Origin of the sequence: Xanthomonas sp. DAR 80977, from assembly GCF_041240605.1 — a bacterium.
In the GTDB taxonomy this organism is placed as follows: domain Bacteria; phylum Pseudomonadota; class Gammaproteobacteria; order Xanthomonadales; family Xanthomonadaceae; genus Xanthomonas_A; species Xanthomonas_A bundabergensis.
Window position 1 is genome coordinate 1,070,593 of the sequence record NZ_CP162487.1, and the last position, 20,452, is coordinate 1,091,044.

Genomic DNA, 20,452 nt, shown 5'->3' on the forward strand with positions numbered 1-20,452 from the left:
AAAGGAGGCCATGGTCCCGGTGGGAGAAGGAGCAACCCAAGCCCCTCTCCCGCCGGGAGAGGGGTTGGGGTGAGGGTCCGGCGCGAAGCGCCTCGTGGAATTGGGTGCACGAGGCTTCGCCCGTACCCTCATCCGCCCCTGCGGGGCACCTTCTCCCGACGGGAGAAGGAACAGCCGTGGTGTGCCTTAGCCCCTCTCCCGCCGGGAGAGGGGTTGGGGTGAGGGTCCGGCGCGAAGCGTCTCGTGGAATTGGGTGCACGAGGCTTCGCCCGTACCCTTATCTGGTCCTGCGGGGCACCTTCTCCCGACGGGAGAAGGAACAGCCGTGGTGTGCCTTAGCCCCTCTCCCGCCGGGAGAGGGGTTGGGGTGAGGGTCCGGCGCGAAGCGCCTCGTGGAGTTGAGCGCGCAAAGCCACGTCCGGGTCCACATCTCGCTCAGTCGCGCTCGTAGAACGCGCTGCGCCCCTCTGGCTGGCGCTTGAAGCGGCGGTGGATCCACAGGTATTGCGCCGGCGCCTCGCGCACCATGGCCTCGATCGCGGCATTGACCCGCGCGGTGTCGGCGACCATGTCCTGCGATGGAAAATCTTCCAGCGGCGGGGCGATGCGCAGCACGTAGTCGGCGCCTTCGCGGCGGTGGAAATACGGCACCACCGCGCAGCCGGTCAGCCGCGCCAGCTGGTGGGTGGCGGTGATGGTGGAGGCGGGCATGCCGAAGAACGGCACGAACACCGTGTCCTTGCCGCGCATGTCCTGGTCCGGCGCGTACCACAGGAAACCGCCGCGCTTGAGGTGGCGCACGCTGCCGCGCAGGTCCTCGTTGGCGAACATGGCGATGGCGTAGCGCAGGCGGCCGCGCTTGACCGCCCATTCGAACACCGGGTTGCGGTGGCGGCGGTACATGCCGGCCAGCGGCACGTACTGGCACAGCAGGCGGCCGCACATCTCCAGGGTCATGAAGTGGCCCGACACCAGCAGCACGCCGCGGCCCTGCGCCTGCAATGCGTGCAGGTGCTCCAGGCCTTCGATGCGGGTGCGGCGGCGGATCGGGCCGAGGCTGCCCCACCAGGCGCGCGCGAACTCGAACACGCCCACGCCCAGCGCGTCGAAACTGTCGTGCAGCAGGCGCGTGCGCCAGGCCTGGCTCTGTTCGGGGAAGCACAGCTTCAGGTTGGTTTCGGCGGCATGGCGGCGGGTCCCGGCTAGGCGCAGCGCGAGCCAGCCGACGCCGCGGCCGAGCGCGCGTTGCAGCAGCCAGGGCAGCCGCGCGGCGGCCACGGCGATGCCGAGCAGCAGCCAGGTCGGCCAGTGCCGCGGCGAGCGCGGCGGCGGCGCGGCCGTGGTGGCGGCGGACGGAAGAGCGGGGGATGGGTCGGACATGCGCCAAGTTTAGCCGGGCGCGGGCACGGCGGCGTCGGCGCCGGCGATCGTCTGCCGCCTGCGCGGCGCAACCCGCTATGCTTTCGCGATGCGCAACGATTTCATCGAGCGGCTGCTGCGCGGCCTGTACTCGGCCGTGCTGTACATGCTGCTGCCGGTCACCGTCTATCACCTGGTCTGGCGCGGGTTCCGCGTGCGCCAGTACTTCCAGCGCTGGGACGAGCGCTATGCCTCGTATCCGCAGGCGCGCGGGCGGCCGCGGGTGTGGCTGCACGCGGTGTCGGTGGGCGAGGTCAACGTCGCCGCGCCGGTGGTCAATGCGCTGCGCGCGCAGCGCCCGGACATCCGCTGGGTGATCACCACCATCACCCCGACCGGGTCGGAGCGGGTGCGCGCGCTGTGGGGCGATGCGCTGGACCACGTCTACCTGCCGTACGACGTGCCCGGCAGCGTCGGCCGCTTCCTGCAGCATTTTCGCCCGAGCCTGGCGCTGATCCTGGAAACCGAGCTGTGGCCGAACATGCTGTTCGGCTGCCGCGACCGCAACATCCCGGTCTACGTGCTCAATGCGCGGCTGTCGGCGCGCTCGCTGCGCGGCTACCGCCTGCTGCGGCCGCTGATCGGACGCGCGCTGCGCACGGTGACCTGCGTGGCCGCGCAGTCGCAGGCCGACGCCGAACGCTTCGTCGAGCTCGGCGCGCAGCCGCAGCAGGTGCGCGCGCTGGGCAACCTGAAGTTCGATATCGACGTGCCCGCGCAGCTGCCGGCGTTCGTCGCCGCGTTCGCCGCGCGGGTGGCGTCGTCGCGCCCGGTGTGGATCGCCGCCAGCACCCACGAGGGCGAGGAGGCGGCGGTGATCGAGATGCACCGGCAACTGCGCCGGCAATCGCCGGACCTGTTGCTGCTGTGGGCGCCGCGCCATCCCGAACGCTTCGCCAAGGTCGAGGCGCTGAGTCGCGACCAGGGCTGGCGCGTGGCCACCCGGCGCCAGCAGCAGTGGCCCGGCGCCGAGGACAGCGTGTTCGTGATCGATACGCTGGGCGAATTGATGATGTTCTACGCCTGCGCCCAGGTCGCCTTCGTCGGCGGCAGCCTGCAGCCGATCGGCGGGCACAACCTGCTGGAGCCGGCTGCGGTCGGCACGCCGTCGGTGAGCGGGCCGCACCTGCACAATTTCGCCGAGATCTCGCGGCGCATGCGCGAGGCCGGAGCGGTCGCGATCTGCGAGGACGCCGCGGCGGTGTGCGCGGCGCTGCGCGAGTTGCTGGACGATGCGGCCGCGCGCGCGCGCATGGCCGAAGCCGGCTGCGCCCTGGTCGCCAATGGCCGCGGCGCGCTGCAGCGCACGCTGCAGCTGATCGCCGAGCATCTGCCGCCGGTGGCGCACGAGGTGCCGGCGGACGAGTAGGGCGGTTTCGATCCGGGTACTTGCAGAGCCGGTGGCCCGTTGTAGGAGTCAACTGTCATGCAGAAGCGATCGCAGGGGGGCTGTAAGGTGCCTGATCGCGTGCGATGGCGTTGAGCCATCGCAGGTACTTGTGCATGCACGCGACGATGGCGACCTTGGCGGGTTTGCCCGCGCTGGTCAGGCGTGCGTAGGTGTGTGACAGCGGCGAGCCTGCACGGATCGCGGCCCAGGTGGCCATGTACAGCACCCGCCGCACGTCGGCGCGTCCGCCCTGGATGCGGCGTTGGCCGTGCCAGCGGCCGCTGTCTCGATTGAACGGCGCCAGCCCGACCAAGGCGGCGATCTTGCGCGGTGGCACGCTGCCCAGCTCGGGAAGCCGGGCCGCCAGGGTGGCGCGCAGGATCGGGCCAAGCCCAGGCACGGTCGGCAAGCGTGAACAGGCCGCACCGACCTGGGCGATTTGCCGGGAGATCTCCTTGATGCGCTGTTGCAGCAGCGCGATCACCTCGAGCCACTGGTCACGCACCGCCTCGCAGGTCACGTGCTCCATGCACCGGCGCTGCGCATCGCGCTGGGCGACCAGGGTGCTGCGCAGGTGAAGCAGTTCGCGCAGCGCTTGCACTGGCGCAGGCAGCACGGCAGTGGGCTGACCGGGGAGGCATTGGGCCGCCACGGCCAGCAACCGCGCATCCAGGGCGTCGGTCTTGGCCTTGAGCCCCAACGCGTGCGCCAGCGCCCGGGGGCGCTGGGCAGACAGCCGGACCACGGGCAGGCCAGCCTGTGACAGCACTTGCAGGACCGCCCGTTCGTAGCCGCCGCTGGCTTCCAGCACGATCCGCTCGCATCCCAGCGACGCCAGCCGCAGGGCCAGGCGGGCCTGCTCCTCGGGCGTATTGGCCTGGGTCCAGTCCAGCCCGTCTGGCAAGACATGAATGGCCAGTTCGGCCTTGGCGACATCAATCCCGACAAAGCGTTGCAGCGACATGGACGTTCTCCGCAGTAGACTCAGGGACGAGAGATCTCCTGCCGATGCCCATGCTTGTCGGTTCGAGCTCGCGGCTCAGGCAACTGTTCGGGCTTGTGGGGCAGGAGAAACGGAGTGCGGCGGCCCTGACTCCTACCCGTGCTTGCGACGCACTGCGACTTAGCGGCCTGCCGCACTCCGCTCTCACCTCAACGATAGACCCGTAGAAGACACAAGCGACTCCGAATATCGGTCGCGATGGCCTTACCAGTAAGGCCTGTCGCGACTGATGGCCCAAGGCCACCCGGAGTCGCTCCTGCAAGTGGCATCCTCTTGATCGGAAGTATCTGGTGCCACCAGCATTCTTCCCGCAAATGCATCGCTCCCACGCAAAAACGGCGGACCCGAAGGCCCGCCGTTCGCGGTGTCGCATGGATACCGGCGCCGGCGTTACTGGGTGCTGCTGCCGGAGTTGAGCTTGGACTCGGCGCTCTGCGTCAGCAGCGCGTTGATCGACTGCACCTCGGCCACGTCCAGCGAACCCAGCGCCTGGCTCAGCAGCAGGCGGTTCTGCAGGAAGTTGTAGCGCGCCTGCGCATAGTCCAGCTGCGCCTGGTACAGCGTGCGCTGGTTCTGCACCACGTCCAGCACGGTGCGCGTGCCCACTTCCAGGCCGACCTGCGAGGCGTCGTACGCGGCCTGCGCCGACACCACCGCCAGGCGCCGCGCCTCGATCTCGCTGATGCCGGCGACGACGGTCTGGTACGCGTTGCGGGTATTGCGGTCGAGCGCGCGCTTCTGCTGCTCGAAGGTGTCCTGGGCGATGTCGCGCTGCGCCAGCGCCTGACGCACCGCCGACTGGGTCGCGCCGCCGGCGAAGATCGGCACGTTCAGGGTCAGGCCGATGACATTGCTGTCGGTGCGCGGCGAGTTGCTGCCGGAGACGCCGTCGCCCCAGCTGGCATCGCGGCCGACGCTGGCCGACAGGTTCAGCGTCGGCAGGTGGCCGGCGCGCGCGGTGGTGACGTTGTCCTCGGCCTGCTGCACCTGGTACTGGTACGAGCGCAGCGACGGGTTCTTGTCCAGCGCCGAGGCGATCAGGCTGTCGATGTTGCCGCCGTTGGCGGGCAGTTGCGGACGGAAGTCCTCCGGCAGGCCGCGCAGGTCGTGCACCGGCTGCCCGGTGATCTCGGTCAGCGCCTGGTACAGGTCCTGCAGCGAGTTGCGCGAGGTGATCGTGTCGGCACGCGCCTGGTCGTACTCGGCGCGCGCTTCGTGCACGTCGGTGATCGGCGCCAGGCCCACTTCCAGGCGCTTGTCGGCGTAGTCGAACTGCTTCTTGGCGGCGGCTTCGTTGGTTTCCGCGGCGACCAGCGACTCGATCGCGACCAGCACGTTGAAGTAGGCCGCCGAGGTGCGCACGATCAGGTCGTCGTTGGCCGATTCCAGCGTGTAGTCGGCGGCCAGGCTGCGCGCCTTCTGCGCGCGCAGGGTGGAGAACTGGGCGAAGTTGACCAGCGTCTGCGAGCCCTGGATCGCGTAGCTGCGGCTCTTGCTGGTGCCGGCCAGCTCGCCGCTGGCGCGGTCGATCTCGCTGTGGCTGCGCTGCAGCGAGGCGGAGCCGTTCAGTTGCGGCAGCAGTGCCGCGCGCGCCTGCACCGCGCCTTCCTTTTCGTACAGCCGATTCGATTCCGCGCTGGCCAGCTGCGGGTCGCTATTGCGGGCCATTTCGTAGACTTGCAGCAGGTCCGCGGCGTTGGCGGCCAACGGAAACAGCGCGGCGGCCAGGGCCAGGACGAGGGATCGGCGGATCATTGCGGCTTCCTTGATGGATCAGAATGTGAACTGGGGGACCGGCGCTGCGCCACGCAGGTAATACGCCAGGTCGGTTTCGAACAGCGATTCCACGCGCGGCGCGCCGGCTTCGGCGTGGACCAGCACCGCGTCCATGACCGGGGCGCGGCCGCGGATCGCGAACAGGCGCCCGCCCGGACGCAACCAGGCCAGGAACTGCGCCGGGATCTCGGTGACGGCCGCGGTGACGCAGACCACGTCGAAGCGGCGCTCGCTGTGCCAGCCGAACGCGTCGGCGGTGTCGATGCGCACGTTGCTGCCCAGCCCGGCGGCGTCCAGGTTGGCGCGCGCGGCGGCGGCCAGGGCCGGTTCGATCTCCAGGCTGACCACCTCGCGGCCGAGCTCGCCCAGGCAGGCGCTGATGAAACCGCTGCCGGTGCCGATCTCCAGCACGTCCTCGCCCGGTTGCAGGTCCAGCGCCTGCAGCATGCGGCCCTCGATCACCGGCTTCATCATGGATTGGCCGTGGCCCAGCGGGATCTCCAGGTCGGCATAGGCCACCGCGCGGTGGCCTTCCGGCACGAAGGTCTCGCGCGGCAGCCGCGCCAGCACGTCGAGCACGCGCAGGTCGAGCACGTCCCAGGGACGCACCTGCTGTTCAACCATCTTTTCGCGGGCTTGGGAGTAGTCGATCGTCATCTGGGGTGTCCAACGCGGTGGGTCGCGCATTTTAGCCGGCGCCGGGGCCGTGCGTATGCTGCAGCATCGCCGCAGCGGCGGCGCCGCGCGCAGTGCCGGAAGTCATCGGGCCGGCCGGCCGGCGCGGACTCAGCGCGCGGCATAGGCGCGCAGGAAGAAGTCCACGCTGGCCTGGACATGGGCCTGGATCTGCGCCCGGCTGGGGTCGCGGCACAGCCCGCACATCATCAGCGAGTGCAGTTCACCCTTGATCAGGCAGAAGAACTGGGAGGCGGCCAGGTTCAGGTCGGCGATCTCCAGCTCGCCGGCGGCGACATGCGCCTGCAGCAGCTGCGCCAGGTCCTGCTGGGTACGTTTGGGACCTGCATTCCAGAACATCTCGCGCACGTGCTCGTCGCCGGTGCCGGGGGCGAGCATCATGCGGTGGGTGGCCATGGCCGCCTCGCTGCTGATCATCGCGAAGAACGCCAGCCCGATCTCGACCAGTTGCGCGCGCAGCGGCCCTTTCAGCGCATGCCCGAACAGGTCGTCGGGCAGCAGCGCCTGGCATTGCGCGCGCACCGCCTCGGCGAACAGGGTCTCCTTGTCGCCGTAGTGGCTGTAGACGGTGAGCTTGGAGACCCCGGCGCGCGCGGCGATGCCGTCCATGCTGACCCCGCCGAAGCCCAGTTCGGTGAACATCTGCTTGGCCGCTTCCAGGATCGCAGCGCGCTTGCCCATGTCCTTGGGACGGCCAGGCCCGGCGGTGCGGGAAGAGGATTTGGGCGAGGCGACGACGGAGGGTTTGCTGACCATGATCGCAATACTAGACCAGTCGGTTCGATATTTATACTATACCGTCAGGTCCATTATTTAATGTGTCAGCCTGGCTTCCGTCATCGACCCGGTGACCGGCCGGGCGGTTGAGCCTGCGCAGGGTTCGCCGCCGCGCGGCGCCCGCGCAACGATTCGCGTATGCGCGGCTCGCATGCCCCTGGCGTTCGCCTCATGGCCGGTCCCGGCATCGCCGAGGCGGCGCGCGAGCGCGTGTTCGCGCGTTTCCACCGGAACTCGGCAGCGGCGTGGAAGGCAGAGGGCCGGGCCTGGCGATCGTGCGCGAGCCGGTGAACGCGCATGCCGGCACCGTCGCGCCCGATGCTTCGCCGACCCTGGACGGCTTGCGCGTCGGCCTGCGCCTGCCGCTGCCATAGCGCCGCCACGGGCCATTGCCTACGACAGGCGATGTGAGGAACGTCCTGACATCGGCGGCGAACATGTAGTGATAAATTGGGTTCTTGTGCCATTTGAATGCCGCGCACTGCTGGGGGCGCGATTCGGAACGCAATGAAGCAGGGGGACCAGCGTCAGATCACCACCCACGGCGCGCCGGTGCTGCGCCGACGCCTGCGCGTGCGCGTGGGCCTGCTGCTGGCGCTGCTGAGCGCCTGCTGGGCCGCCGTCGCCGCGCCGGCGCCGACGCCCTTGTCCGAGCACGGCCTCACCGATCGGCCGACGCTGGTGCGCTGGACCATGGACGAAGGCCTGCCGCACAACCTGGTGCACGCGCTGGCGCAGGACCGCGACGGCCTGCTCTGGGTCGGCACCTGGGAAGGCGTGGCGCGCTTCGATGGCCGCGCGTTCACCGTGTTCGACCGGCAGAACACCCCAGGCATGGAGGTGTCCGGGGTGTTCGCGATCGTGCCCGAACGCGATGGCGGGGTGCTGATCGGCACCGCCTACGACGGGGTGTTCCGCTATGCCGGCGGCCGCTGGGAGCACCTGGGCGATGCGCGTGCGCAGCGGCTGCAGGTGGCCTCGCTGCTGCGCGACCGCGACGGCGCGCTGTGGGTCGGCACCGAGGACGGGCTGTTCCGGATCGAGGCCGATGGCCGCCTGAGCGCGGCGGGCGCCGCCGCCGGCCTGCCGAAGGCGCGGGTCGCGGCGCTGCTGCAGCAGGCCGACGGCGGCGTGCTGGTGGGCACCGCGCAGGGCCTGTTCCGCCTCGACCGCGCCGGCGCGCGCGCGCGGCACTGGGGCCGCACCGCGGCGATGCGCACGGCCGCGGTGCGGCGCCTGAGCCACGACCGCGACGGCGGGCTGCTGGTCGCCGGCGACGCCGGCGTGTTCTGGCTGCATGCCGACGGCCAATTGCAGTGGTTGCGCCAGGGCCAGCGGGTCGACGCGGCGCTGCAGGACCGCCAGGGCCAGCTGTGGACGAGCCTGTCCAGCGGCCAGTTGCTGCGGCGTTCGCCCAGCGGCGCCAGCGAGGAAATGCTGTCGATCTCCGGGGTGGTCAGTCCGGCGCTGATCGAGGACCGCGAAGGCCTGATCTGGGCCGGCAGCACCGACGGTCTGTTCCGCGTCGCCGCCGGCGATGCCGGCGGCCTGACCCGGCACGACGGCCTCGGCGGCGACTACGTGCGCGTGGTGCAGCAGAGCGCCGACGGCGCGATCTGGATCGGCCATGCCGCCGGGCTCGACCGCTGGCAGCACGGCCGCGTCGCCGCGCTGCGCATCGCCGCCAGCGGCCGCGATCCGTCGGTGCTGGCGCTGGCCGCGGCCAACGACGGCGGCATGTGGGCCGGCACCTACGACCAGGGCGTGCTGCTGCTGGCGCCCGACGGCACGGTCCGGCAACGCCTCGGTAGCGAGGCCGGCGTGCCGCGGGCGATGGTGCGCGCGCTGCTGCAGGATGCGGACGGCGGGCTGTGGATCGGCAGCAATGCCGGCCTGGCCTACCGCAACCGCGGCCGCACCCGCCTGTACACCCTGGCCGACGGCCTGCCGGCGCTGCAGGTGCAGGCGCTGTACCGCGATCGTGCCGGCGTGCTGTGGATCGGCACCAGCGACGGCATCGCGGCGATTTCGGCCAACGGCGCGCTGCGGCGCTGGCCGGCCGGCGCCGGGTTCCCGGCGCACAACGCGTTCGACTTCCTGGCCGATGCCGACGGCGCGCTGTGGATCGCCAGCGACCGCGGCCTGCTGCGGCTGCGCGACGGCCGCTTCCGCGTCTACGACCATCGTGTCGGGCTGCCGCGCGACAAGCTGTTCCGGGTCATCGACGACGGCCGCGGCCAGCTGTGGGTGACCAGCAACCAGGGCGTGTTCCGGATCGCCCGCGACAGCATCGCGCAGCTCGACGCCGGGCGCCGCACGCAGCTGGCGGTGGACGTGGTCGATCGCAGCGACGGCATGCCCGGCAGCCAGGGCAACGGCAGCAGCGCGCCGGCCGGCTGGCTGAGCCGCGACGGCAACCTGCTGATCCCGACCTCCGCCGGCCTGGCCCTGATCGACCCGGCGCTGCCCAGTCGGCACGCGCTGCGCGCGCCGGCGGTGGTGATCGAGCGGCTGCAGGTCGACGGCCACGAGCAGCCGCTGCGCGGCGACTACCGCCTGCCCGGCAGCGTCGACCGGCTCACCGTCGACTACGCCGGGCTGAGCTTCCGTTCGCCGGACAAGGTGCGCTACCGCTATCGCCTGCACGGCTTCGACCGGCAGTGGATCGACGCCGGCAGCGGCGAGGAGGCGGTCTATACCAACCTGCCGCCGGGCGACTACCGCCTGGAAGTACAGGCGACCACCAGCGCGATGGACTGGTCGCGCGAGGACCTGGTCGGGCGCGCCTCGCTGCGGCTGCACGTGGTGCCGCCGTTCTGGCAGCGCGGCCCGTTCGTGGTGGTGGCGGCGATGGCGTTCAGCGGCCTGCTGCTGTGGTGGTACCGCGGCCGCAGCCATCGCTACCTGCGCCGCCAGCGCCGGCTCAACCGCATCATCGCCGAGCGCACCCACGAGCTGCGCGCGAAGAACCTGGCGCTGAAGCTGGCCGATCTGGAGCGCGAGGAACTGGTGCGCAAGCTCGCCTACCAGGCCGGCCACGACGCGCTGACCGGCCTGGCCAACCGGCGCACCGCCGATCCGCACCTGACCGCGGCGCTGGAGCGCGCGCTGGCCACCCAGGCGCCGCTGTGCGTGGCGTTGCTGGACATCGACAACTTCAAGCGGATCAACGACACCTACGGCCACGAGATCGGCGACGAGGTGCTGCGCCGGGTCGGCGAGGTGTTGCGCGCCACGCTCGGCGAACATGCGTTCGCCGCGCGTCACGGCGGCGAGGAATTCCTGCTGGTGTTGCCGGGGCTGGACCGGGAGCCGGCGCGGGCGCGGCTGGAGGAACTGCGCCGCCGCGTGGCCGCGGTGGTGGTCCACGACGTCGATGGCCAGGCGGTGCGGTGCACGGCCAGCATCGGCTTCGCCTGCCTGGGCCCGGCGCTGCGCACCCGGCGCGAACTGCTGGTCATGGCCGACCGCCAGCTGTACCAGGCCAAGCACGAGGGCCGCGACCGGGTGGTCGGGTAGGGGAGTGGCGGCGTTCGAGGCGCAAGGATCGGCGGCACGCTGCGCTGCCGCGGACGCTGCCTCGGCCACGGTCGCAAGCCATTTGCACCGATTGCGCCGATGCCCTTGTGGGAGGGGCTTCAGCCCCGACGCTTTATCGGTAAGGCGTCGGGGCTGAAGCCCCTCCTACAGTGAAGCCGGGCGTCCGTGCGGGAGCGGCTTCAGCCGCGAACGGCCCAGGCGGAACATCTGCCGGCGCCGCGACGACAGCGGGATCGCCGCGCAGTCCCGCGCACGAGGCGCGCCCGCACCGCCGCCGCCAATCCCTAATCCCTAATCCCTAATCCCTAATCCCCCAATCCCGGCTTCAATCCCTAATCCCGGCCTCCACGACCACGCCGTTCGCCTGCAGTTGCTCCACCACTGCGCGCGCGGCCGCATTGGTGGAGATGCCGTGGCCGGGGGCGGCCAGGTCGGCGGTGAAGGCCTGCGCGTTGAGCGCGGCGTCCACCGCCTGCTCGATCGCCTCGGCTTCGGCGCTGAGCCCCAGCGAATGGCGCAGCAGCAGCGCGGCGCTGAGGATGGTGGCGTAGGGGTTGGCGATGCCCTTGCCGGCGATGTCCGGGGCCGAGCCGTGGATCGGTTCGTACAGGCCGATCCGGCCTTCGCCCAGCGACGCCGACGGCAGCAGGCCCAGCGAGCCGGCCAGCATCGAGGCCTCGTCGGTGAGGATGTCGCCGAACATGTTCTCGGTGACGATCACGTCGTACTCGCGCGGCTTGGCCAGCAGGTGCATGGCCATCGAATCGACCAACTGGTGCTCCAGGCGCACGTCCGGGAATTCGTCGCGGCCGATGCGCGCGGCGACGTCGCGCCACAGCCGCGAGGTCTCCAGCACGTTGGCCTTGTCCACCGAGGTGACGTGGTTGCGGCGCTGCTGCGCCAGGCGGAACGCGCTGCGCAGCACCCGCTCGATCTCCTCCACGCTGTAGCGGCACAGGTCGCTGGCGTCGGTGGCGCTGCGGGTCTTGTCGCCGAAGTAGATGCCGCCGGTCAGCTCGCGCACCACCACGATGTCCACCCCGGTGAGCAGGTGCGGCTTGATCGGCGAGGCGTCCAGCGCCGCCGGATGCGGCTTGACCGGGCGCAGGTTGGCGAACAGGCCCAGGCCGCGGCGGATCGCCAGCAGGCCCTGCTCGGGACGGATCCTGGCGTTGGGATCGGACCATTTCGGCCCGCCGACCGCGCCCAGCAGCACCGCATCGGCCTGCTGGCAGGCGGCCAGCGTCGCCGCCGGCAGCGGCTCGCCGTGGCGGTCGATGGCGATGCCGCCGATGTCGTGTTCGTGGAACTCGAAGCTGTGCTGGTAGCGGCGGGCGATGGTGCGCAGCACCGAGACCGCGGCGGCGGTGACCTCGGGGCCGATGCCGTCGCCGGGCAGGACGACGATGTCAGCGTGCATGGGTGGCCTCGTACTGTTCGATGGCGGGTTGGCGCAGCAGCAGGTAGCCGAGCTCGTCGACGCCTTCCAGCAGGCAGGTCTGCGAGAACTCGTCCAGCGGGAAGGCGTAGACGCGGCCGTCGGGCGTGCGCAGCTCGCGCGCGGCCACGTCCACGGTCAGCGCGTCGTCCGGGCGCTGCATCAGGGTCTGCACGTCGGCCTCGGCCAGCACGATCGGCAGCAGCCCGTTCTTGAGGCTGTTGTTGCGGAAGATGTCGGCGATCTCGCTGCTGACGATGGCGCGCAGGCCCAGGTCGGTCAGCGCCCACGGCGCGTGCTCGCGCGAGGAGCCGCAGCCGAAGTTGCGCCCGGCCAGCAGGATCTGGCGGCCGGCGTTGTGCGGCTGGTTGAACGCGAACTCCGGGTTCGGCGTGCCGTCGGCTTGCCAGCGCCAGTCGTTGAACGCGTTGCGGCCGAGGCCGGCGCGCTCGGTGGTGGACAGGAACCGCGCCGGGATGATCTGGTCGGTGTCGATGTTGGTCTGGCGCAGCACCACGCTGGCCGAGGTGAGGGCGGCGAATCCGGCCATCAGCAGGCCTCCTGGGAAACGGTGGCGGGGTCGGCGGCGGCCGCGGCGGGCGGCGTGGCCGGCGGCAGCGCCGGGGTGGGCACGTGCGGCGGCAGCAGCGGCTTGCCGCGATGGGCGAAGGCGCGGGTGGTGGCGGCGACGAAGGTCAGCGTGGCCGCGAACGCGGCGATGTGCGGCGCCATCACGCGACCTCCGCGAACAGCGTGCGCGGGTCGCTGACCTTGCCGTTCACCGCGGCCCAGGCCGCGGTCATCGGCGAGGCCAGCAGGGTGCGCGAGCCGGGGCCCTGGCGGCCTTCGAAGTTGCGGTTGCTGGTGCTCACCGCCAGCTGCCCCGGCGCGACCAGGTCGCCGTTCATCGCGATGCACATCGAGCAGCCGGATTCGCGCCATTCGGCGCCGGCGGCGCGCACCACCTCGTGGATGCCTTCGGCCTCGGCCTGGCGCTTGACGATCTCCGACCCCGGCACCACCAGCATGCGCACGTTCGGTGCGACGCGGCGGCCGCGCAGCACCTGCGCCACTTCGCGCATGTCGCTGAGCCGGCCGTTGGTGCAGGAACCGACGAACACCACGTCCACCGGCGTGCCGATCAGCGCGTGGCCGGATTCGAAGTGCATGTAGTCCAGGCCCTTCTGCGCGGCCGCGTCCTGCGCCGCCGGAATCGGCAGGTCCACCGCGATCGCGGTGCCCGGGTGGGTGCCCCAGGTCAGGGTCGGGCGGATGTCGCGCGCGTCGATGCGCACCTCCACGTCGAAGCGCGCGCCGGCATCGCTGCGCAGCTGCGACCAGCGTTGCACCGCGGCGTCGAAGTCGGTGCCCTTGGGCCCGCGCGGGGTGTTCGCCATCCAGTCGAAGGTGACCTGGTCCGGCGCGACCATGCCGGCGCGCGCGCCGGCCTCGATCGACATGTTGCACAGGGTCATGCGCTGCTCCATGTCCATCGCTTCGATGGTGGAGCCGCGGTACTCGAGCACGTGGCCGGTACCGCCGTTGACCCCGATCACGCCGATGATGTGCAGGATCACGTCCTTGGCGCCGACGCCCGGCGCCAGCGGCCCGTCGACGGTGATCGACATGGTCTTGGCCTTGCGCTGCAGCAGGCACTGCGTGGCCAGCACGTGGCCGACCTCGCTGGTGCCGATGCCGAACGCCAATGCCCCGAACGCGCCATGCGTGGAGGTGTGGCTGTCGCCGCAGACGATGGTCATGCCGGGCTGGGTGAAGCCCTGCTCGGGCGCGATCACATGCACGATGCCGCGGTTGTCCGAGGCCATGTCGAACAGCTCGATGCCGTAGTCGGCGCAGTTGCGCGCGAGCATGTCCACCTGCGCCTCGGAGGCCTTGGTGTAGTACGGCAGCTTGCCGTCGGCGCCGCGCGGCAGGGTCGGCGTGGAATGGTCCATCGTCGCCTTGGTGCGGTCGGGCCGGCGCGGCGCCAGGCCGCGCGACTTCAGTTCGGTGAACGCCTGCGGTGAGGTCACCTCGTGGATCAGGTGCAGGTCGATGTACAGCACCGCCGGGGCGGTGCTGCTTTCGGGGACGACGACGTGCGCGTCCCACAGTTTGTCGTACAGGGTGCGGGGGGTCGAAGACATTGCGGGACTACCTGGCAGGAACGCTGGGCAAGGAGGGGAAGCGGTGGGAAGCGTGCATCGCGGCGATGACGGTGGCGTGGCCGTTCAGGCCGCCGCCGTCGCGGCGCCGGCCGGCGCGCCCTGGCGCTGGCGCAGCACGCGGTTGGCCACGTCCAGCCAGGCCAGCGCGCTGGCCTCGATGATGTCGCGGCTGGTGCCGCTGCCGTCGTATTCGGTGTCGCCGTGGCGCACGCTGAGGTTGGCCTCGCCGCGCGCGTCGGCGCCGATGCCGACGCTGTGCACCTGGTAGCTGTCCAGGGTCAGCTGCACGCCGGTGGCCGCGGCCAGCGCGGCGAACAGCGCATCCACCGGGCCGTCGCCCTCGGCGCGCTCGCTGACCCGCTGGCCGTCCGGATCGGACAGCTCGACCTGCGCGCTGGCGCGCTGGCCGCGGTCGCTGACGGTCATCGACGACAGCCGGTAGCCCTGGCTTTCCGGCGCGTCCTGCATCATCGCCTGCAGGTCGGCGTCGTTGACCACGCGCTGCTGCTCGCACAGCGCCTTGAACGCGTCGAACGCCAGGTTCAGTTCGGCCTCGTCCAGCACGTAGCCCAGCGCGCGCAGGCGCTGCTCGACCGCGGCGCGGCCGCTGTGGCGGCCCAGCACCATCTGCGAGGACTCCCAGCCCACGTCTTCCGGGCGCATGATCTCGTAGGTGCCGCGGTGGCGCAGCATGCCGTGCTGGTGGATGCCCGACTCGTGGGCGAAGGCGTTGCCGCCGACGATCGCCTTGTTGCGCTGCACCGGCATGCCGACCAGCCGCTGCAGCAGCTGCGAGCTGGCGACGATGCGCTGGGTGTTGATCGCGGTGTCGATCTCGTAGAACGCGTTGCGCACCTTCAGCGCCATCGCGATCTCTTCCAGCGCGCAGTTGCCGGCGCGCTCGCCGATGCCGTTGATGGTGCATTCCACCTGCCGCGCGCCGCCTTCCACCGCCGCCAGCGAGTTGGCCACGGCCAGGCCCAGGTCGTTGTGGCAGTGGGTGCTGAAGATCACCCGCTCGGCGCCGGGCACGCTGGCGATCAGCCGCGCGAACATGCCGCGGATCTCTTCCGGGGTGGTGAAGCCGACCGTGTCGGGCAGGTTGATGGTGGTGGCGCCGGCGGCGATCGCCACCGCGGTCACCTCGGCCAGGAAATCCTCTTCGGTGCGGGTGGCGTCCTCGGCCGAGAACTCCACGTCGTCCACGTACTGGCGCGCCAGCGACACGTGCTTGCGCACCGATTCCAGCACCTGCTCGCGGCTCATCCGCAGCTTGTGCTCGCGGTGCAGCGGGCTGGTCGACAGGAACACGTGCAGGCGCGGCTTGGCCGCCGCCTCCAGCGCGCGCGCCGAGGTCTCGATGTCCGCGGCCAGGCAGCGCGACAGCACCGCCAGGGTCGGCTCGCGCAGTTCGCGGCCGATCAGCGCCATCGCCTCGCGGTCGGACTGCGAGCTGGCCGGGAAGCCGGTCTCGATGACGTCCACGCCCAGCTCGGCCAGGGCGCGCGCCATGACCAGCTTCTGCGGCGGGGTCATGCTGCAGCCGGGGGATTGCTCGCCGTCGCGCAGGGTGGTGTCGAAGATGCGGATGCGGGGGGTCTGGGAAGAAGCAGAAGTGTTCACCAGATGGTTTCCTCTACGGCGGCGGTGGCTGGCGGATGGGGGAGCGGGGAGGCGGGGCGAGCGGGAGCGGGCGGGGCGGCGGCACGTTGGTTGCGAAGTCGCTCGGCACTGCGGCGGCGCGGCTTGCGCGGCGCGCGCGGGCGCACCTCCGACAGCAGCGTCGCCAGCACGCCGGCGTCGATGTTGCCACCGGACACCACCGCGCACTTGCGCTTGCCGGCGACGCGGCGGCCGGCCGCCAGGGCCAGCGCGCCGGCGCCCTCGGCGATGACGTGCTCCTCCAGCGCCAGGCGGACCAGCGTTTCGCGCAGTTCCGCCTCGCGCACGATCACCACGTCGTCGAGCAGGCTGGCGCACAGCCGGCGGGTGATGAACCCGGGGATTTTAACCTTGACGCCGTCGGCCAGGGTGGGCACCGGGTCGATCGCGCGGATATCGCCGCGGATCGCCCGCGCCATCGAATCCACGCCCTCGACCTGCGCGCCGACGATGCGCACGCCCTGCGAGCGCAGCGCCAGGGCCACCCCGGCGGCCAGGCCGCCGCCGCCGATCGGCACGATCACCACGTCCGGGGCGTGCGCGGCCAGCTCGATGCCGACCGTGCCCTGGCCGGCGATCACGTCCGGGTCGTCGAACGCGGACAGGAAGCGGTAGCCGTTCTGTTCGGCCAGTTCGCGGGCGAAGCCGTAGGCCTCGTCGTAACTGGTGCCGTGCTGGCGCACAGTGGCGCCCCAGTGGGCGACGCCGGCGATCTTGGTCTGCGGCGCGCCGTGCGGCATCACCGTGATCGCCTGCACGCCCAGCCGGTGCGCGGCCCAGGCCACGCCCTGCGCATGGTTGCCGGCCGAGGCGCAGATGACGGTGCGCTCGTCGCCGCGCTCCAGCCCGGCCAGCAGCGCATTCAGCGCGCCGCGCACCTTGTAGGAGCCGGTGCGCTGCAGGTTCTCCAGTTTCAGCCACACGCCGAAGCGCTCGGCGTAGTGCACCGGCGTCGGCGGCAGGTAGCGGCGCAGCCGCGCCTGCGCGGCCAGCACGTCGGCGACGCTGACCGCTACGTCGCCTACGTCCGGTTCCTGCGGGGCGGGGCGGCCGGCGTCAGGCATGGAGATGCCGGGATTGGGGATTGGGGAGTAGGGATTCGACATGCGAATCCTGTGCCCGAAGAAGCGACCTCCCTGGAAGAAGACTCCTCCGCATCGTCGCCCCGCCCTGCCGCGCAGCCGGCATGAAGCCCGAGACCATGGAACTGCCAGCGCAGCCTCCGAATCCCGAATCCCGAATCCCCATTGCCGGCCTCATCATGGCACCACGTCCAACGCGGTGACCCGCACCGACTCGCAGTCGTACACCTTTTCCATCTGTAGGCGCAGGCTCTCGCCGGGGCGGTTGCCGTCGACCACCATCTGCAGGTGCCAGCGGCCGGCGTCGTCGGCCACCGGCGCGCCGGTGATCGACAGCGGCGCGAAGCCGCGCCGCTCGGCCATGCCGATCGCGCGCAGCAAGGCGCCTTCGGCCGGCTTCAGCACCAGGTCAAGCTGGTATCGCATGGGGGATCTCCTGGCGCTGGGTCGCGGGGTTGCTCTCCAGCATGGTGCTGTTGGCGGTGTTCGGCGGCACCAGCGGCCACACGTTGGCGCGCGCGTCGATGGCCACGTGCAGCAGCGCCGGGCCCGGCTGCGCCAGCAGTTCGGCCAGCCCGTCCTCGACCTGGCCGCGCGCGGTGATGCGCTTGGCCGGGATGCCGAACACCTGCGCCAGCGCGGCGAAGTCCGGGTTGTCGGACAGGTCGATCTCGCTGTAGCGCTCGGCGAAGAACAGCTCCTGCCACTGCCGCACCATGCCCAGCGAACTGTTGTCCAGCAGCACGATCTTCACCGGCAGCTTGCAGCGCGCGATGGTGACCAGCTCCTGCACGTTCATCATGAAGCTGCCGTCGCCGCTGACCAGCACCACGGTGCGCTCGGGGCAGGCGAACTGCGCGCCCATCGCCGCCGGCAGGCCGAAGCCCATGGTGCCCAGCGCGCCGCTGGTCAGGTGGTTGCGCGGGTGGTTGAAGCGGCAATGCTGGGCCACCCACATCTGGTGCTGGCCGACGTCGCAGGCGATCACCGTGTCGGCCGGGGCCAGCTCGCTCAGCCGCTTCAGCAGGCCGGGCGCGTAGATGTCCTCGCCCGGCGCGTCGTAGCGGGCGCCGAACTTCTCGCGATGGCCGATGCAGCGCGCGTGCCAGGCCTCGCAGGTGCTGGTGGCCGCGCTCAGCGCGCGCAGCGCCTCGGCCACGTCGCCGGGCACGGCGATGTCGGCATGGCGCAGCTTGGAGATCTCGCAGGCGTCGGCATCCAGGTGGATGACCCGCGCGAACGGGGCGAACTCGGCCAGCTTGCCGGTGGCGCGGTCGTCGAAGCGCGCGCCGACCACGACCAGCAGGTCCGATTCCTGCACCGCCATGTTGGCGGCGCGGGTGCCGTGCATGCCGAGCATGCCCAGGTAGTGCGGATGCCCGTGCGGCAACGCGCCCAGCCCGCGCAGGGTCAGCACGGTGGGAATGCGGGTGGTGTCGACGAACTGGCGGAACGCGTCCACCGCGTTGGCCAGGGCGATGCCGCCGCCGCCGTAGATCACCGGCTTGTCGGCGCCGGCGATCGCCGCCAGCGCCTCGGCCAGGGCCGCGGCGGACGGCGCCGGCGGCACCGGCACCGCGGCCGGCACGTGCTCCGGCAGCTGCGAGGCGTCGGCCAGCTGCACGTCCTTGGGCAGGTCGATCAGCACCGGCCCCGGACGCCCCTCGCGGGCGATGCGGAACGCGTCGCGCACCACCTGCGGCAGGTCTTCCACGCGGCGCACCAGGAAGCTGTGCTTGACGATCGGCAGGGTCAGCCCGAACACGTCCAGTTCCTGGAACGCGTCGGTGCCCAGCAGCGGCGTGGCGACCTGTCCGGTCAGGCAGATCATCGGCACCGAGTCCAGCATCGCGTCGGCGATGCCGGTGACCAGGTTGGAGGCGCCCGGGCCGGACGTGGCGACGCAGACCCCGACCCGCCCGCTGGCACGGGCGTAGCCGTTGGCGGCCAGCGCCGCGCCCTGCTCGTGGCGGACCAGGATGTGCTTGAGCTGGCTGTCTACCAGCGCGTCGTAGAACGGCATGATGGTGCCGCCCGGATAGCCGAACAGCGTGTCCACGCCTTCGGCTTCCAGGGCCTGCGTCAGCCAGCGCGCGCCATTGCGGGGCGTGCCGTGAGCGGAGGAGTTCATACGGTGGCGACCTTTCGGTGGAAGCGGGTGGGGGAGCCGCGGGTTACGCGGCTTGCTGGCCGGTTGCGGCCGGCGCGGCGGCGGCGTCGCCGTTCAGCCAGACCATCTTGGCGCGCAGCTGCTTGCCGACCACTTCGATCGGGTGCTCCAGGTCGGCCTGCTTGAACGCGTTGTAGTTCGGCAGACCGGCTTCGTACTCGGCTACCCAGTTCTTGGTGAAGGTGCCGTTCTGGATGTCGGTCAGCACGTCGCGCATGCGCTCCTTGGTGGCCGCGTCGATCACCCGCGGGCCGCTGACGTAGTCGCCGTACTGCGCGGTCTCGGAGACGAACTCGAGCATGCGGGTGATGCCGCCTTCGTAGAACAGGTCCACGATCAGCTTCAGTTCGTGCAGCACTTCGTAGTAGGCGATTTCCGGCTGGTAACCGGCTTCCACCAGCACCTCGAAGCCGGCCTGGACCAGCGACGAGGCGCCGCCGCACAGCACCGCCTGCTCGCCGAACAGGTCGGTCTCGGTCTCTTCCTTGAAGGTGGTCTTGATCAGGTTGGCGCGCGCGCCGCCCAGGCCGGCGGCGTACTCGAGCGCGAACTGCTCGGCCTTGCCGCTCTTGTCCTGGTACACCGCCCAGATGCACGGCACGCCGCGGCCGATCTCGTACTCGCGGCGCACCAGCGCGCCCGGGCCCTTCGGCGCGACCAGCACCACGTCCAGGTCGGCGCGCGGCTTGATCATGTCGAAATGCACGTTCAGCCCGTGCGCGAACAGCAGGCAGGCGCCCTGCTTCATGTTCGGCGCCAGCACCTCGTCGTACAGCTTCTTCTGCACCATGTCCGGGGTCAGCACCGCGACCAGGTCGGCGTCCTTGACCGCCTCGGCGGGGCTCTTCACCACGAAGCCGTCGGCCTGCGCCTTGGCTTCGGTCGGACCGCCCGCGCGCAGGCCGACGGTGACGTCGAAGCCGGACTCGCGCAGGTTCAGCGCGTGGGCGCGGCCCTGGCTGCCGTAACCGACGATGGCGATCTTGGTGGTGGGCTGGGCGGAACTGGTCATGGTGCGGATTTCCTCGGGACGGTGTGGGTAGGAAGGGAAGCTTGCGTTTCGCGGTTACTAAAATGAAAAACCCCGCGCCGTTGCCGGTGCGGGGTCTGATCGAATCCAGGCTGCTTGTCGCTTACACGCCGGTTCGTCCCGCACTTGTGGGCGAGGTAATAAGCACGAGTACGAGGAGCGACGCGGCGACGTCCGCGCGCGGCGCGGCGGGCAGGCGGGTCGGCTTCGGGCTGGTGTGGCGATGCAACATGCGGCGAGATAAACATGGCCTTTGCGGGGCTGTCAACCCTGCGCCCGGCGCGGCACCGCGAATGTGCCG

General features: G+C 71.1%; 17 protein-coding genes. 3 read left to right on the forward strand and 14 right to left on the reverse strand.

Annotated elements, in window-relative coordinates:
• Positions 1-435 precede the first annotated feature (435 nt).
• Complete coding sequence (locus AB3X10_RS04580; protein ID WP_369979457.1) at positions 436-1,380, reverse strand: LpxL/LpxP family Kdo(2)-lipid IV(A) lauroyl/palmitoleoyl acyltransferase; 945 nt, start codon at positions 1,378-1,380, stop codon at positions 436-438.
• 88 nt (positions 1,381-1,468) lie between these two features.
• Here AB3X10_RS04580 and waaA point away from each other — a divergent pair, with 88 nt between their 5' ends.
• Positions 1,469-2,788, forward strand: a complete 1,320-nt coding sequence (gene waaA / locus AB3X10_RS04585) for a lipid IV(A) 3-deoxy-D-manno-octulosonic acid transferase (RefSeq protein ID WP_369979459.1) — start codon at positions 1,469-1,471, stop codon at positions 2,786-2,788.
• A 55-nt stretch (positions 2,789-2,843) separates the two neighbouring features.
• Here the strand turns inward: waaA and AB3X10_RS04590 are convergent, their stop codons facing one another.
• The 4 genes from AB3X10_RS04590 to AB3X10_RS04605 all read right to left on the reverse strand — a co-directional run bounded on the left by AB3X10_RS04590 (position 2,844) and on the right by AB3X10_RS04605 (position 7,040).
• On the reverse strand, positions 2,844-3,773 hold the full coding sequence (locus tag AB3X10_RS04590) for an IS110 family transposase (protein WP_369975348.1): 930 nt from the start codon (positions 3,771-3,773) through the stop codon (positions 2,844-2,846).
• Positions 3,774-4,202: 429 nt separating this feature from the next.
• A complete protein-coding gene (locus tag AB3X10_RS04595) occupies positions 4,203-5,567 on the reverse strand; it encodes a TolC family outer membrane protein (protein WP_369979461.1) in 1,365 nt (454 codons plus the stop codon).
• 18 nt (positions 5,568-5,585) lie between these two features.
• On the reverse strand, positions 5,586-6,245 hold the full coding sequence (locus AB3X10_RS04600) for a protein-L-isoaspartate O-methyltransferase family protein (protein ID WP_369979463.1): 660 nt from the start codon (positions 6,243-6,245) through the stop codon (positions 5,586-5,588).
• Positions 6,246-6,374: 129 nt separating this feature from the next.
• Entirely contained in the window at positions 6,375-7,040 is a 666-nt protein-coding gene (locus AB3X10_RS04605; RefSeq protein ID WP_369979464.1) for a TetR/AcrR family transcriptional regulator, read from the reverse strand.
• A gap of 266 nt (positions 7,041-7,306) precedes the next feature.
• On the opposite strand from AB3X10_RS04605, the gene AB3X10_RS04610 reads away from it, so the two are divergent.
• The gene (locus AB3X10_RS04610) at positions 7,307-7,435 is read left to right on the forward strand and encodes a hypothetical protein (RefSeq protein WP_369979465.1); all 129 of its coding nucleotides are present in this window, start codon (positions 7,307-7,309) and stop codon (positions 7,433-7,435) included.
• 133 nt (positions 7,436-7,568) lie between these two features.
• Positions 7,569-10,580 (forward strand): diguanylate cyclase, encoded by a 3,012-nt coding sequence (locus tag AB3X10_RS04615; RefSeq protein WP_369979466.1) that lies wholly within the window; start codon positions 7,569-7,571, stop codon positions 10,578-10,580.
• Positions 10,581-10,926: 346 nt separating this feature from the next.
• On the opposite strand, the gene leuB is transcribed toward AB3X10_RS04615, so the two are convergent.
• The 9 genes from leuB to ilvC all read right to left on the reverse strand — a co-directional run bounded on the left by leuB (position 10,927) and on the right by ilvC (position 20,133).
• Positions 10,927-12,021, reverse strand: coding sequence for a 3-isopropylmalate dehydrogenase (gene leuB / locus AB3X10_RS04620; RefSeq protein ID WP_369979468.1), 1,095 nt, complete (start codon positions 12,019-12,021; stop codon positions 10,927-10,929).
• Positions 12,011-12,589 (reverse strand): 3-isopropylmalate dehydratase small subunit, encoded by a 579-nt coding sequence (gene leuD, locus AB3X10_RS04625; RefSeq protein ID WP_369979470.1) that lies wholly within the window; start codon positions 12,587-12,589, stop codon positions 12,011-12,013. The genes leuB and leuD overlap by 11 nt, the downstream gene beginning before the upstream one ends.
• Positions 12,589-12,771, reverse strand: coding sequence for a hypothetical protein (locus tag AB3X10_RS04630; protein WP_369979471.1), 183 nt, complete (start codon positions 12,769-12,771; stop codon positions 12,589-12,591). Before AB3X10_RS04630 ends, leuD begins: the two co-directional genes overlap by 1 nt.
• A complete protein-coding gene (gene leuC / locus AB3X10_RS04635; RefSeq protein ID WP_369979472.1) occupies positions 12,771-14,186 on the reverse strand; it encodes a 3-isopropylmalate dehydratase large subunit in 1,416 nt (471 codons plus the stop codon). Before leuC ends, AB3X10_RS04630 begins: the two co-directional genes overlap by 1 nt.
• Positions 14,187-14,270: 84 nt before the next feature.
• Positions 14,271-15,830, reverse strand: coding sequence for a 2-isopropylmalate synthase (locus AB3X10_RS04640; protein WP_369979474.1), 1,560 nt, complete (start codon positions 15,828-15,830; stop codon positions 14,271-14,273).
• Complete coding sequence (locus tag AB3X10_RS04645) at positions 15,827-16,933, reverse strand: threonine dehydratase (protein WP_369981649.1); 1,107 nt, start codon at positions 16,931-16,933, stop codon at positions 15,827-15,829. Before AB3X10_RS04645 ends, AB3X10_RS04640 begins: the two co-directional genes overlap by 4 nt.
• A gap of 195 nt (positions 16,934-17,128) precedes the next feature.
• Positions 17,129-17,377: an ACT domain-containing protein gene (locus tag AB3X10_RS04650; protein WP_369979476.1), complete on the reverse strand. Its 249-nt coding sequence runs from the start codon at positions 17,375-17,377 to the stop codon at positions 17,129-17,131.
• Positions 17,361-19,082: an acetolactate synthase 2 catalytic subunit gene (gene ilvG, locus AB3X10_RS04655; protein WP_369979478.1), complete on the reverse strand. Its 1,722-nt coding sequence runs from the start codon at positions 19,080-19,082 to the stop codon at positions 17,361-17,363. Before ilvG ends, AB3X10_RS04650 begins: the two co-directional genes overlap by 17 nt.
• A gap of 43 nt (positions 19,083-19,125) precedes the next feature.
• A complete protein-coding gene (gene ilvC, locus AB3X10_RS04660; protein WP_369979480.1) occupies positions 19,126-20,133 on the reverse strand; it encodes a ketol-acid reductoisomerase in 1,008 nt (335 codons plus the stop codon).
• Between the last annotated feature and the right edge of the window lie 319 nt (positions 20,134-20,452).

Bases quoted from the DNA above. Each gene is read 5' to 3' on its own strand.
- AB3X10_RS04580 (WP_369979457.1), bottom strand. From the start codon at position 1,380: ATGTCCGACCCATCCCCCGCTCTTCCGTCCGCCGCCACCACGGCCGCG.
- waaA (WP_369979459.1), top strand. From the start codon at position 1,469: ATGCGCAACGATTTCATCGAGCGGCTGCTGCGCGGCCTGTACTCGGCC.
- AB3X10_RS04590 (WP_369975348.1), bottom strand. From the start codon at position 3,773: ATGTCGCTGCAACGCTTTGTCGGGATTGATGTCGCCAAGGCCGAACTG.
- AB3X10_RS04595 (WP_369979461.1), bottom strand. From the start codon at position 5,567: ATGATCCGCCGATCCCTCGTCCTGGCCCTGGCCGCCGCGCTGTTTCCG.
- AB3X10_RS04600 (WP_369979463.1), bottom strand. From the start codon at position 6,245: ATGACGATCGACTACTCCCAAGCCCGCGAAAAGATGGTTGAACAGCAG.
- AB3X10_RS04605 (WP_369979464.1), bottom strand. From the start codon at position 7,040: ATGGTCAGCAAACCCTCCGTCGTCGCCTCGCCCAAATCCTCTTCCCGC.
- AB3X10_RS04615 (WP_369979466.1), top strand. From the start codon at position 7,569: ATGAAGCAGGGGGACCAGCGTCAGATCACCACCCACGGCGCGCCGGTG.
- leuB (WP_369979468.1), bottom strand. From the start codon at position 12,021: ATGCACGCTGACATCGTCGTCCTGCCCGGCGACGGCATCGGCCCCGAG.
- leuD (WP_369979470.1), bottom strand. From the start codon at position 12,589: ATGGCCGGATTCGCCGCCCTCACCTCGGCCAGCGTGGTGCTGCGCCAG.
- AB3X10_RS04630 (WP_369979471.1), bottom strand. From the start codon at position 12,771: ATGGCGCCGCACATCGCCGCGTTCGCGGCCACGCTGACCTTCGTCGCC.
- leuC (WP_369979472.1), bottom strand. From the start codon at position 14,186: ATGTCTTCGACCCCCCGCACCCTGTACGACAAACTGTGGGACGCGCAC.
- AB3X10_RS04645 (WP_369981649.1), bottom strand. From the start codon at position 16,933: ATGCCTGACGCCGGCCGCCCCGCCCCGCAGGAACCGGACGTAGGCGAC.
- AB3X10_RS04650 (WP_369979476.1), bottom strand. From the start codon at position 17,377: ATGCGATACCAGCTTGACCTGGTGCTGAAGCCGGCCGAAGGCGCCTTG.
- ilvG (WP_369979478.1), bottom strand. From the start codon at position 19,082: ATGAACTCCTCCGCTCACGGCACGCCCCGCAATGGCGCGCGCTGGCTG.
- ilvC (WP_369979480.1), bottom strand. From the start codon at position 20,133: ATGACCAGTTCCGCCCAGCCCACCACCAAGATCGCCATCGTCGGTTAC.